At 29.0% G+C, this 13,853-nt stretch carries 11 protein-coding genes; 6 read left to right on the top strand and 5 right to left on the bottom strand.

All coding sequences use genetic code 11. The features are described 5' to 3' along the window. Positions 1 to 8: 8 nt before the first annotated feature. From HW275_RS00585 to HW275_RS00565, 5 genes are all read right to left on the bottom strand, one after another. Complete coding sequence (locus HW275_RS00585) at positions 9 to 1,574, bottom strand: AMP-binding protein (protein WP_178934299.1); 1,566 nt, start codon at positions 1,572 to 1,574, stop codon at positions 9 to 11. Between the two features lie 17 nt (positions 1,575 to 1,591). Continuing rightward, positions 1,592 to 2,620 (bottom strand): GNAT family N-acetyltransferase, encoded by a 1,029-nt coding sequence (locus tag HW275_RS00580; protein ID WP_178934298.1) that lies wholly within the window; start codon positions 2,618 to 2,620, stop codon positions 1,592 to 1,594. A 67-nt stretch (positions 2,621 to 2,687) separates the two neighbouring features. Next, on the bottom strand, positions 2,688 to 4,019 hold the full coding sequence (locus HW275_RS00575) for a diacylglycerol/polyprenol kinase family protein (protein ID WP_178934297.1): 1,332 nt from the start codon (positions 4,017 to 4,019) through the stop codon (positions 2,688 to 2,690). Further along, entirely contained in the window at positions 4,006 to 5,145 is a 1,140-nt protein-coding gene (locus HW275_RS00570) for a DUF3419 family protein (RefSeq protein WP_178934296.1), read from the bottom strand. Before HW275_RS00570 ends, HW275_RS00575 begins: the two co-directional genes overlap by 14 nt. Before the next feature lie 47 nt (positions 5,146 to 5,192). Then, the gene (locus HW275_RS00565; protein WP_178934295.1) at positions 5,193 to 7,910 is read right to left on the bottom strand and encodes a PEP/pyruvate-binding domain-containing protein; all 2,718 of its coding nucleotides are present in this window, start codon (positions 7,908 to 7,910) and stop codon (positions 5,193 to 5,195) included. A 446-nt stretch (positions 7,911 to 8,356) separates the two neighbouring features. Here HW275_RS00565 and HW275_RS00560 point away from each other — a divergent pair, with 446 nt between their 5' ends. The 6 genes from HW275_RS00560 (at position 8,357) to rsmA (ending at position 13,803) form a co-directional block, all read left to right on the top strand. Beyond that, a complete protein-coding gene (locus HW275_RS00560) occupies positions 8,357 to 9,391 on the top strand; it encodes a DUF3644 domain-containing protein (RefSeq protein ID WP_178934294.1) in 1,035 nt (344 codons plus the stop codon). Between the two features lie 408 nt (positions 9,392 to 9,799). Next, positions 9,800 to 10,333, top strand: coding sequence for a translation initiation factor IF-3 (infC, locus tag HW275_RS00555; protein WP_269473061.1), 534 nt, complete (start codon positions 9,800 to 9,802; stop codon positions 10,331 to 10,333). Positions 10,334 to 10,377: 44 nt separating this feature from the next. After that, positions 10,378 to 10,584 carry a 50S ribosomal protein L35 gene (gene rpmI, locus HW275_RS00550; protein WP_178934293.1) on the top strand — a complete coding sequence of 69 codons (207 nt, stop codon included), beginning with the start codon at positions 10,378 to 10,380 and terminating at the stop codon, positions 10,582 to 10,584. 193 nt (positions 10,585 to 10,777) lie between these two features. Beyond that, positions 10,778 to 11,122 (top strand): 50S ribosomal protein L20, encoded by a 345-nt coding sequence (gene rplT, locus HW275_RS00545; protein ID WP_021770297.1) that lies wholly within the window; start codon positions 10,778 to 10,780, stop codon positions 11,120 to 11,122. A 1,224-nt stretch (positions 11,123 to 12,346) separates the two neighbouring features. Further along, on the top strand, positions 12,347 to 12,901 hold the full coding sequence (gene hpt, locus HW275_RS00540; RefSeq protein WP_178934291.1) for a hypoxanthine phosphoribosyltransferase: 555 nt from the start codon (positions 12,347 to 12,349) through the stop codon (positions 12,899 to 12,901). 53 nt (positions 12,902 to 12,954) lie between these two features. Then, on the top strand, positions 12,955 to 13,803 hold the full coding sequence (gene rsmA / locus HW275_RS00535; RefSeq protein ID WP_178934288.1) for a 16S rRNA (adenine(1518)-N(6)/adenine(1519)-N(6))-dimethyltransferase RsmA: 849 nt from the start codon (positions 12,955 to 12,957) through the stop codon (positions 13,801 to 13,803). Positions 13,804 to 13,853: the final 50 nt, after the last annotated feature.

The raw sequence follows: 13,853 nt of genomic DNA, 5'->3' as shown, positions 1-13,853 counted from the left end.
TTTCCTTTCTAAATTTTTTTAACTATCTCTTCCAGCCTTTTATAATCCGTCTTGCTATTATGCCTTTTATCCATAGGAATTTCAGTTTCGATTATTTTAAATATTCCAAATTTTTCTTTTAGCCCTTTAATTTCATTATCCTCAGATAAATTTCCTTTAAATTCAGGATTTCTTTCGGCAAAGAGATATAATTTATTATTTTTGGAAGTAAGGACTGACTTTTTCAAGTTTTTGCAAAATGAAAAAGCAGTTTCTACAGTAAAAGGATAATAAATGTTTTCTTCAATCTGTATTCGCCCTTTAACCCTTCCAAGCAGTATAAGTTGCCCTTTTTTGTTAATATATCCCATATCTCCTGTTTTATGCCAGTTTTCATTGGAATTTTTCTCAACATTTAAGTAACCGTTAACTACATTTTCTCCTTTTACAAGTATTTCACCTTTTAATGCTGAAAAATCTTCAACATTGTTATTATTTAGGATTTTATTTTTTTCAGGCGTTTTTTCTAATTCTTCTATTTTAAGTTCTATTTCATTAACAATTTTTCCAGCCAGAAGCCCTTCGCCATTTTTCATATTTTCAATATCTTCTTCTGTTATGTCTTCAAAATTTAATACTGATATGGGTTCAGCCTCTGACGCTCCATACAAGGCTATAATTTTAGCATTTGTAAAAACTTCTTTAACCTTTTTCATAAGGCTGTAAAAGACAGGTGCTCCACCTGTGTATACCTTTTGGACATTTTCAAGCATTATTTTTTCATCTTTGCAAAATTTCACGATGTTCTCAAATATTGCAGGAGGCAAGATGATGTTTTGTATATTATTTTGTGTTATTTGCTTAATAATATTCCCAAAATCTGACTCGACAGGTTTTCGCCAGTTCAAATCAGGAATAAAGGTAGTTGTTCCTGTTGCCATATGTGAAAGAAGAAATATCGGGAATGAAGAATAAACAGCTGTTTCTTTTTCAAATTTTAGATTTTTTTCAAGCACATTGTGCTGTCCAAGTAAAAATTCGTGAGTTCTCATAATAATTTTTGGAAAGCCTGTACTCCCGCTTGTAAAACTGATAAGAGCGGGTGTATTTCCGTCAATTTTTTCAAATTTTGTAGTTTTTTCATTTCCCTTTTGACTTCCGTTTTTTTGATACTTTGAAAATTTTTCAGAATCTTCCATCATTTTAATATAATTAATTTTTTTACCAATTTTTCTGATTCCCTTCAAAAAGAACCCCTTTAAAAGCGTCTTCCCGCTTCCAATTATTCCATCGGGAGAAATCATTTCGCAGCATTTATTTATATGCTCAATACCAGCATAAGGATCAATAAACACAGCCTGCAGTCCCATTTTAAATATAGCCGTCAGAATAAGATAAAATTCTATGCCAATGGGAACAAAAACGACGATTTTATTTCCTTTTTCAAATCCTTTTTGTATCAAATAGCTGCAAATTTCATCTGATTTTGTATCAATTTGGGTAAAAGTAATCTTATTTCCTGTCTTTAAATCAAATAATGCTGTATTGTCTGGATATTGTTTTCTCAAATCTTTAATTTTGTCAATTATTGTCATTCTACACCGCCTTTTATTTAAAGTTCCTTTATAAACAGGGCATATCTTCTTAACTCATCTCCTAAAAGTGAGCCGATATTTTTTGATATATTTTTTTCGTGCATCAAGGCATAAATCACATTTTTATAGCCTGAACGTTCCGCTTCCTTCACAAGTTCATCTATCAGAATATACCCCATCCCTTTTCCATTATATTTGGGAGAAATTGCAATCGTTTTAAGAATCATAGTTTTTATTTTCTCCTTGTATTGAAGTTCGGCATAATCAGGTATTCCAAATACATAGCCTATTAATTCGTCTTTTAAATAAAGCATTTTAAAGAATTTTTTTACAATTTTATCTTCATAACTCATATACATTTTCAAAAATATTTCTCTATCCAATTTAGAATATAGAAAATTATTTTTAAATGCCTCAATCGTCAAGTCGTAAACTTTATTCAGCACAACGAGTAAATCCTCATTTTCCGCAGATTTTACCGTGATGTCCTTATAAAAGTCAAATTTTCTCAACTTTTCAATTTTTTTAGACAAATTTCCCCTTTGAACAGGATTCATATTTTCCATTATTGTAGAAATATAGTAGGCAAGTGGTTCAAATCCAATTTTTTCAAACAATTCCACATAATATTCTTCATTAAAAGGCTCCAGCAAAAACGGGGGATGATTTCCCATGTCCGTAACATACCGATATGTATTCCAAGTAGTCCCATTTAAAGGGCCTATTATTGTTTCTATACAATCTTTTTTAAGATTTTCAAAAATTTCATTAAATATTTCTGTTTCGTTTTTCCGATATTTTTCCAAAATATTTACATTGCCAATATATGATGTTGCCTTTCCGTTGTAATTAGGGCGATTGTGCCATAAATTAAGACTTCCAGCCATTTCTTCATTTTCATTATAAAAAACAATAATTTCAGATGGATGTTCTATTTGTATTTTTGGAATTTCATTTTGTGAAATGTTATTTTCCGTAATGTATTTTTCTAAATTGATTTTATTTATTTGATTATTTTCTGTTATTACATATCGCTTGATTTTCATTTGTAAATTTTCTCCTTTTTGATAATTTACCATATTTAAATGCTAAAATTTTATACCTTTGACAATTTTAGAGCATTCCAATTCCTAATAGCAGCATAGAACAGATAAAAACTGTTCCAGAAGCTATAAATACTTTTGTTTCTCCGCTAAGCTCCTTTTCCTTTTCAATAATATAAAAAATCTTCATGCTTGTTTCATAAGTAAATATGCCGCCAAATATAAGAATTATTATTCCAATTAGCATTTTAAAATCTAAAATTCTTGACAAAGCAAGATAATTTATTATAAAGAAAGCTAACGATTTTCCTATGCTTCCCATCAGAAAGTTCATCCTAAATGTTTCCCGTTTTACATTTCCCGCATTATCTCTTATTAAATTTATAATTCCAAAGTGCAGTGAAAAGGTAAAGATATAAATAAGGTACATTTTATTTTTATCAAGTATAATACTCATAGCAAGCCATATTGCTGTGGTAAATGCTATTGTCAGAAGTCCTCTGAGTGAATCTTTTACTTGCCCCCTTACCTTTGGCGTGAAATGATAATAGCCAAGATACATTATTAGTGGCGGAATAAGCCATTTTATCCCTCCAATTATCATTACGATATAAAGAAAAAATAAACTTGCAGTTTGTGCAACCCTTGTAAGCGTAGTCTTTTTTCTATTCAAAATTATAATTATGAAAAGTATCATTATTACCCAAAATTTGTACATCAGTTCCTGTGCTGTCAAATACAAATTTAACCTCAGAAACAGATACACAAAGAACGGTACAAAAAGATTATCCAGTCCATTCCACGAAATAACTTCAAGAATCATTGTAAGAATGCTTAAAAGCAGGGAAACAAGCACGATGTTTATGCTGCCAATATCACTAAAGAATAAAAAGAAATTTATACATATAAAATATGTTGTAAGAAAGAATGTTATTGAGCCTTCTATTGATTTCGTGCCAAATCCTGTATTAAACCTGTATTTGCTGTAAAATTCACCTATAAGAGCGGCAAAGGCATCGGAAAACATAAGAATTATAAGAGGGAGGGAATACATTACTTTGTCTTCGCTTGATACAATCCATAATCCAAGAATACTCACAATAAAATATATATCTCCAAAAGTTTTCCTGTTTTTTGTTTCCAGCACCTTTTTCAATCCTGTTATTTTATGTTTCACTATCCTAATGGAAATAAGTAACATAAGAAAAACTGCTCCAAGTATTATAACTGAACTTTTTTCCTCAAATATAAAAGGAAGTGCCAGCCCTCCGATTCCTGAGCCTATATGCAGGATTTTCCGTATAAGTTCTGAATTTAGTTTTTCACTTTTTTCAAGTTGGTTCAGTAAAAGGAAAAACAGGATAAAAGCTGCCAGAACAGCTGTCATTTTAACTATTTCCATATTTTATCACCTTTTCAACTACAAAATCAGTATAAAAAAACGTCTTGTCCTTTTTATGAAGCCTTTTATCGAGCTCTTCCAGCCTGTGAAAATTGTTTTTTATATTTTCTTTTCTCTTTAGAGATTCTAATTTTGATGAATTTCTTTCCACAATCAAGTTCCAGTATGCCAGTATTGCATTATTATCAGCATTATCATAAATTTTTTTCATTAATTTTCTATAATTTTCCAAAGACATATATTCAAAAATATCACTTAAATTAAATTTATTTATTTTAAAATCTATCCCATCAAGATATTCCTCAACAGAATTCTGAACAATTTCCAATTTATGAAGATTTTTCTTAATATTTTCAAAATTTTCTTCTCGCAAAAAGTAAGGCAGGTGTTCCAAACGGTAATTTCCTGTCAGAATATAGCAAATGTAAGGATTCTCATATGGAGGCAGTTCACAGAGGGCATATCTGCTTCTTTCCTTCATTTCCTCAGAAATATTTTTTTCTGCATATCTGAAAAATGCCTTATCCCTTCCCAGTTTCCCAACTATGTATTTTGAAAAGAACAGCTTAAACATCAGTTTCCATCTAAAATTATTCCAATGTCTGTCATAATAATCAATTCTTTCCTGCCTTGATTTTTTTTCAAGAAGTTTTTCTATCCGTTTTTTACTATGCACAAAAGGAAGTATTTTTTCCCTGAAAATTTTAAAAAACTTTTCAAATTTTCCAATATGGATTATTCCATTTTCAATCGCTTCCCTATTAAAATCCCAGTAGTTCCTCACATCTTCCTCAAGATTTACCTTTATTTTTTCATACATTTCAATTCTTTCAGATGAAATTTTTATCCCTATAAATTTCAGCATTTCCTCATATGAGAAACTTTTAAATATTTCTCTTTTAAGTTTGGCAAGAGCTATCTGGGGAAAACTTATGTCAAGAGCCACCACTTTTTCAGGATTTTTAGCAAGCATCGAAAATACATTGTCCCCTGCTGACAAAATTCCAAAGCACACATCTTTTTCATTTATATCAAGGCTTTCAAGCAATATTTCAGTATCTTCCCAGCATTGGGAGTATCTTATCAAAGAAAAATCAACCTTATTTTCTTTTACTTCCGTTTTCAATTATGTTCCCTCCTAATTTGTTTGTAGTTTTAAATTTTTAATAAAAATCAGTCATCTAATTTTTTAATAATTCCTGTACTTCCGTCAAATTGAACTATATCTCCTGTCTCTAGAATGCTTGTTGCACCCTGTACTCCAACTATGGCAGGGATATTCATCTCTCGCGAAATAATTGCACTATGAGACAAGAGACTCCCCTTTTCCACTATAAGTCCTTTTAATAAAGGAAAAACCATAACCCAGCTTGGATCTGTGGATTTTGTTACAACTATATCTCTATCTTCAACCTGGGTATTCATGGGATTTAGGACAATTTTTACTTTTCCTTTTACAATTCCTTTGCTACATCCAGTTCCCTTTAAAGTATTTTCGTCCAGTTGTGAATTTCCTGTCAGATCTTCATAATAAAAGTTTTCTCCTAGGAATCCTCTTGTTAAAAATCTGTCAGGAAGAATTGCTGCCGATTCGTATTTCTTATATTCCTCTTTTCGCAGTTCTATAAGTTTTTTTAAGTCAACATCAATTATTGAGCCGTCAACAAGTCCAAAAATTTCATCAACAGTAAGGTAGAATACATCTTTTTCATTGTTTATAAGGTTGTCATTTTTCAAGTGTATTCCCATTTTTTTCATAATTTTTCTTACTGTTCCAAAAACCTTTGTCCGTTCATATCTTAGATTTTCCCTCAGTCTTATAAATTTTTTCGCATAAAATACAGTTTTTTTCAATAAATATTTCTTTACAGGACTTATTTTCAGATTGTCATATATTTTTTTCTGTTCTTCCGATATGTTTCTTTTAGAATGTTCCTGAATATTTTCTGTCATTGAAAGAGAAAATATCATTTTTATCAGAAATATTGGCTCTTCCTTTAATGTAGGTGCTTCCAGTTTCAGTTCGTGGACTGTCCTGTCGCCAAATTTTTCCATATATTCATTCAGAAGAGAATTAAATTTTGCATTTTTAGTTAATTTTAACACATCAGGCATTAATTTGCCATCATTTTTTATTATATCCTTTATTTCATTCTGTAAAGATTTATCCTGCCTTAGCATATCACTCATTTTTTTTATGTATCTTGAAGGCTCGACGCTTATCATGTCGTTTCCTTCTTGAGCGATAAGAATATTATGTTTTTCTTCAAAATTTTCTTTTATATATTTTTCTGCCATCTTTTTTGAAAGCCCAAACCATACCATCACAAGAAAGTCATTTATAATGGGGATTTCCCAATTTTTTAGAAACTTATTTTCAAGAAACTTGTAATATTTTTTCAGTTCTTTTATATTTTTATTATCAAGATTACTATTTTTCCCATTAAGATTTTCATCAATAATTTTATAAAATTTCTCAGCTTTTTTTTCTATGAGAAACATATTCATAAATAGTGTAAATCCTTCCTTATATTTTTCCAGTCTATTCCTAAATTTTTCCAAGCCTGTCATTTTTTCTTCTGCTTCCAGAAGATTTTCATTAAGATTTTCCTCTGACAGCTCCTTTTTTACCCCCATCATCTGTTCCATAAACTTGCTGTTGCCTTTGGAATTTGGAAACAGCATTAGAAGTTTGTACCAGTTTATGAGGTTATAGTAAACTCTTCCCTTTAGAAGCCCCAGCATATTGTCATACACAACTTGATAGCTTTCAACAACCTTCGGAGGCACTCCTGTAATTTCTGAGAATCTTTTATATACATCAGAATACGCCTTTCTTATAAAGCTGAATGTAAGTGGCAATGTAATTTCAGGATAACTTTCTACGATGTTGCTGTTATCCCATATTATTGTATTGGACGTTTTTTCATTTATTTTTTCCAATGTAGTTATGGGCCTTGACTGCAATATATACAGTTTCCCTTTTTCAAATGCCCATTCCATATCCTGAGGCTTTCCATAATATTTTTCAATATTTATGATATTTTCACCTAGTTCACGTATTTCGTCACTACTTAAAACTTCCTCTTCAATATTTATTTCTTCTACTTTTATTTTCTGATTTTCAAAATCTAAAACCTGTCTTATCTTCTTTGTTCTTATTTCCTTTTTAATTTCCTTCGTTTTTTTATTATAAATAAACAGATCCCCGTTTTCATCTCCGTCAACAATGCTTGTCCCCAGTCCATAAGTTCCAGAAATGACAGCTTCATCATAATTGTTATTTACAGGATTTACGCTAAATCCAACTCCAGCCTTTTCAGAATTAACCATTTCCTGAATTATTACCGCCGGAACATTTATTTCGTTATTTATTTTCCCTTCCTTCCTATATTTCATCACATGCGGTGAAAAGGACGAAATCCATACTTCCTTTATTTTTTCCAGCATATTTTCTTTTTTCACATAAAGATACGTCTCAAACTGCCCCGCAAATGAAAAATTACTGCTATCTTCCTCAATCGAAGACGATCTCACCGCATAATAGCTTTCTTCATTTAGCGTATTTTCTATTTCCTTTTGAAATTCTTCCTTAATTCTATGATTTTTTATAATTCTAATTATATTTTCAATCTTTCTTTCAGAATTTCCACTAAATACATCATCCCAGTCCTTTATTTCATCATTATTCCCTGCTTTTCGATTATCCTCTTCAATTTCTTTTAGCACAATTTCCTTAAAATATCTATTTGTAATTACTGAAAAATAAGGAACATTAAAGCTTGCAGCAGCCAGTTCAACCAAATTTTGTGCTTTTTTACCTATTTTTTCCTCAAATACTGTATTTTCATTATGATTTTTTAGTTTATCAACGTTATAAATATATTTCATAAGTTATTTTCCTTTGCTAAAGATTAAAGATTACGAATCTTTATATGTATTATACCTCATTAAGATTAATTTTAAAAATTTTTATATAGAAAAAGGCAGAGTAAAAAAATCAGGTTTTAAAATAGAAGTAATTTTTTTTTGTTGGAAGGTCGAGGAAAATAAAAAAGTAGGGGATTGAGGAGGTTTTGGGATTTATTAAAAAAAGTTAAAAAATATAGTTGACAAAAAGTAACAAAAGTGTTATAAATAATATGTGGATCGTACTATATCAATGATTTCTTAAATAGAAGTCGATATAGGCTGAAATTATAATTTAAATTAATATAAAGCTCTCTGTTTGGAGGGCTTTTTTCTATAGAATAAATCTAAAAATTTTTTGAAAAATAAGAAATTATGTAGTATAATTATATTAAAATTTGATAAAAATAATACAGGAAGGATAGTAAATGGAGAAAAAAACTATTAATTTTATAAATAAATTGATTGAAAAATCAACAGAGGCGTTTATAATGGGATTAGAAATTTACAATAAACCTACAATAAAATATAGAGTAGAAGGATTTAGTTTTTTTATTTGTAATGCTTGGGAATTGATGTTGAAAGCAAAATTATTAAAAGAAGAAAAATCCATATATTTTTCTAATCAGCCTAATAGAACAATTAGTTTAACACGAGCTATTGAATTAATTTTCACAAATAACAAAAATCCTTTAAGAATTAATTTAGAAACAATAAATGAACTACGAAATACAAGTACACATTTTATTACAGAAGATTATGAAAAAATTTATGCACCATTATTTCAAGCATGTGTAAAAAACTATTGTGATAAATTATTAGAATTTCATAACATTGATATTACAAATCAAATAGCTCAAGATTTTTTAACATTGAGAACAGTTTTTAGTGATTTTGATGAAACTGAACTATTAGCAAAATATCCCCCTGAATTAGCAGAAAAATTGATTTTTAATAACAATAATATTCAAGTTTTAGAAAAGCAGAATAATAATAATTTTGCTTTTACTATAAATCATTATTTGTATATCACAAAAAATCCTAAAAATGCTGATTTCAAAATATCAGTGGATAGAAATTCAAACTCTAAAGGAACAATTATTCGTGAAATAAGAAATCCTAACAATACACATATATTTTCACATGGAAAATTAACTAAATATATAAAAGAGGAACTAGAAAAAAGAAATATATTGTTTGAGTATTCTTTAAGTAATGGAGAAATAAAAAAAAGTTTTACTACAAACACATTAAATTTGTTTATCCAATTTTATGATATGAAGAATAATGAAAAATTTTCTTTCAAACATGTTATAGGAGAGAGTTGTCAATATACTTATTCTATAAATGCAGCAGAATTTATAATAAATGAAATAAAAAAAGATCCAAAAAGTATTTATGAAAATTTGAAAAAAGGAATTGAAATAAAAAAAAAGATAACCTCAGGGGCAAAGGAATTCTAAGATTTTAATCCTACTCCTATCCAGGAACCCAGCACTAATCCTTCACAAGTTATCTTGTTAAATTAATTATATCATAATTTCATAAAATGTCAAGAACAAGAAGTCAAAAAAAATTCAAAATTTACTTGCAAAATAAAATAAAATATGATAAACTATTTTAGTAATTAAATTAGAAGTAGAAACATTGTTTCTCACCTTTCCATCAATATATTTAGGTTTTGGATTGATTTTCCAAATAAAAATAGAATAATTAGTTCTATTTTCAGGATGAGTTGGGTATTAGTTATTTGATATTTTATAATGAAATAGGTATTTTTATTATACTGATTTTGTTGTGGATTTATTTATATGATAACTATTGAGCAAGGTTTCTTATATCTTGTTTTTTTATTGTAAAAAAATTAGGAGGTGTTTTTTATAAGAGGAAATAACCGATCTGATGAGCCAAGAATGAATGAGCGAATTAGAGCAAGAGAAATTAGAGTTGTTGGTGATGATGGAGAACAGTTTGGAGTAATGTCAGCTAGAGATGCGTTGGCACTTGCTGCAGAAAAGGAATTGGACTTAGTTGAGATTTCACCAAATGCAACACCGCCTGTATGCAAAATTATGGACTATGGAAAATTCAAGTATGAGAAAACGAAGAAAGACAAGGAAAATAAGAAAAAGCAAAAAAATGTCGTTGTTAAAGAGATTAGAATCAAGCCTCATATTGACGAGCATGATAAGGAAACAAAAATTTCTCAGATTGAAAAATTTATAGCCAAGGAGCATAAGGTAAAAGTCAGCTTAAGACTTACAGGTAGAGAAAGATTGCACGCAGAATCTGCTATTAAAGTATTAGACGAGTTTGCAAGCCATTTTGAAGAAATTGCAACAGTTGAGAAAAAATACGGGAAAGAACAGGTTCAAAAATTTATTTTATTATCGCCTAAAAAATAAAGGCAAAATTTAAAAAAGTGAAAAGTGATTTAGGAGGAAAGAAAATGCCAAAAATGAAAACACATAGAGGAACAAAAAAAAGAGTTAAAGTTACAGGAAGTGGAAAAATTTCTTTAAGACACTCTGGAAAGAGCCATATCTTGACTAAAAAAACTCATAAAAGAAAAAAACGTCTAGGACAAGACGCAATCGCTCCAAAAGGTGCTGAAAGAAAAATCAAAAAAGTATTGGCTGGACAAGAAGGAAGATAGTTCCGGCAATTGTTTTAAAATTATTTTGAAAAAAACAATTTAACAAAATTTATAACTTTTATTTAAAAGTAAAATAAAAAAAGCAGTTTAAAACAAGAATCAACGGCTTTTTATTTAAAAAATTAAAAATTGACAAAAGTTAGTTCTAAATATAAGGAACAGAAAACGGCTAAAATATCAAGGAGGAAAGAATATGCCAAGAGTAAAAACAGGAATAGTTAGAAGAAAAAGACATAAAAAAGTTTTAAAAGAAGCAAAAGGTTATAGAGGAGCCATAAAAACAAATTATAAAAAGGCTAATGAAGCAGTTAAAAAAGCTATGGCTTACGCAACTGAACATAGAAAACTGAAAAAAAGAAAAATGCGTGAATTATGGATTATCAGAATTAACGCTGCCGCAAGATTAAACGGAATTTCTTACTCAAGATTAATGAACGGACTTAAAAAAGCTGGAATTGAACTTGATAGAAAAGTTTTAGCAGACTTAGCATTAAATAATCCTGCTGAATTTACAAAATTAGTAGAAAAAGTTAAATAGAAATAAATAACAAATCAATACTCAAATGGTAATTTTTAATAAAATCACCTATTTGGGTATTAATTTTTTTAATACTATTTTCCATTTAAATAGTAGAAATCAGAAAATTCATGGAATTAAAGCCTTTTTTACAAGATTGTACTGTTTACAACCTATGTAACTATAAAATATCCTTTAATTAAATTTAATCATTAAGTATCCATCTTAAAGCCTTTTGTAATTTTATTTATATGTTTTTTAATGTAAGGGCATCAGATGCCATGCCCTTACAACCCCGCTTACGCAAAACTTTCTTATAAAGAAAAAATAAAACTCGCTTCGTAAAACTACGCTCAGACAGTTATTTTTCCTTTAACGAAATTTTGCTTATTTGATATTTTTCAAATGTAAAAGCCTAAAATTTAAATATAATAATCTTTATAATTTAATATATAATGTCGTGATTTTTTTGGAATGAAAACGACTGTCTGAGCGTCAGCGAGTTTCGTTTTTGTTTCAAAAAAATGCTTAGACGAGCCAGGGTTGCAAGGGAAATGGCGATTGATTTCCCTTGCTTATATAAAAAGAAAAAACATGAAATTATGAAAAATATTTATTAATAATAAGCAGTTTTTCAAACCCTAAATAAAAATCCCTTATACGGATACTGGATACTTAAAAAATTAGATTTGATATTTTTAACAAGGCTATCAAATTAATTATTATAGAATTTTATTACTATTTTTTAAATGGGGTTTAGTATAAGTTAAAATATAAAAAACTTATGTAATAAAAAAAAACTAAATAAATTAGATTTGATTAGAAAAGGCTATGTTTGTAAACTTTGTAAAAAAAATAAGTTGTGAATTATGAGATAGCCCTTTTTATATAGGGAAATTAAATAAATAATGTTTTTTTGGGCTATCTCATAAAATGGTCTTTTATTCAAAAAAACAAATTCCCCTATACAGCCAAATGATTGTTAAGTATTAATTAACTTTCCTTTGACAATATCATTATAACACGAAAGTTAAAAAAGTCAATAGCATAAATTAAATAATTTTAAATTTTTTTTGAAGTTTTTCAAAAATATCTATTTTTTATTCTTGAGATAGGATGTAAAAAATTTTAAATATGTTTGAAATTATTGAAATTTGAGGTAAAATAGAGATTGAGGGAAATTATAACGTGTATTTGTTTTTAAGCAGGTATCGCAGTAAAAAAATTGATGATGGAGGAAAACTGATGATAAGAGATGTTGAATTTGGGATAAAAAAGCAGCTGATTACGAAAGAGGAAATTCGGAAAAGATTAGCGGAATTGGGAAAAGAAATTACTGAGGATTTTAAAGGTGAAAATGAGCCGCTTATAGTTGTTGGGCTTTTAAAGGGTTCGATTGTGTTTATGGCTGATTTGATCAGGGAAATAAAGTTGCCGCTTGAAATTGACTTTATTGAGGCTTCCAGCTATGGAGAAGGGACTCAAAGTTCTAGGGAAGTTAAGATTTTGAAGGATTTGAGAAGCACAATCAGCGGGAAAAATGTGCTAGTTGTGGAAGATATTATTGATTCAGGGTTTACACTTAAAAAAGTATTACAGCTTTTAGGAAGCAGAAATCCCAAGAAAGTATCCTTGTGCACATTGTTGGATAAACCTGAAAGAAGAGAAGTTGAAATTGATGTGCAGTACATCGGCTTTGAAATTCCAAATGAATTTGTTGTGGGATACGGGCTTGATTTTAATGAAAATTACAGAAACCTTGAGTATGTGGGAATAGCAGAACCGTCAGTTTTTGAATAAATTTGTAATTTATTTTTAAAATAGTTCTAGGGCACATTAAATAAGGAGAAAGATTGAAAAGAAAAAAAGAGAAATACCAAAAGAAAAATAAACATTTTGAGAATGAAAATCATAAGGCTAAGAAAAAATACGGTCAGAATTTTTTGAATGACAGCAGTTTGTCAGATGAGATTTTGAATGTGGCGAATATTGATGAAAAAACAGAAGTGCTGGAAATTGGGCCGGGGCTGGGATTTTTGACAGAAAAACTGATTGAAAATTCTAAATTTTTGACTGCCTTTGAGATAGACGATGATTTGATACCATTTTTAACTAAAAAATTTGAAAAAAAAGAAAATTTTAAATTGATTCATCAGGATTTTATGGAAGCAGATTTAGGAAATTTTTTTGAAAACAGGCAAAATGTTAAAGTTGTGGCAAATATTCCGTATTATATAACTTCGCCGATTATTAATAAGCTTTTGAAATACCGTGAGAATATTGATGAAATTTACTTGATGGTGCAAAAGGAAGTGGCAGAGCGGATTGCCTCACAGCCTCATAGTAAGAATATGAGCTTACTTACACACGCAGTTCAATTTTATGCTGAAGCGGAGTATCTGTTTACTGTGCCGAAAGAAAAATTTGATCCTGTTCCAAAAGTTGATTCAGCATTTTTAAGAATAAAAATTTTGAAAGATAAAAGATATGAAAGCCAGATTTCAGAAGAGAAATATTTTAAATATTTAAAAGAAGCCTTTTCCAATAAACGAAAGAGCATTGCAAATAATCTGATAAAATTAGGATTTTCAAAGGATGTAGTGGGAAATGCGCTGGAAAAAACTGGAAAGACAAGACTTGCACGGACTGAGGAATTTTCTGTTCAGGAATTTATTGATTTTATTGAAATTTTGGAAGGGTAGTTTTTAATAATAAAAGGGGCTGTCCCATAAGGTAAATAAAATTACCAAAT

Source organism: Leptotrichia sp. oral taxon 223, from assembly GCF_013394795.1.
Lineage (GTDB): Bacteria > Fusobacteriota > Fusobacteriia > Fusobacteriales > Leptotrichiaceae > Leptotrichia.
This window is presented reverse-complemented; position numbering and strand designations above follow the sequence as displayed.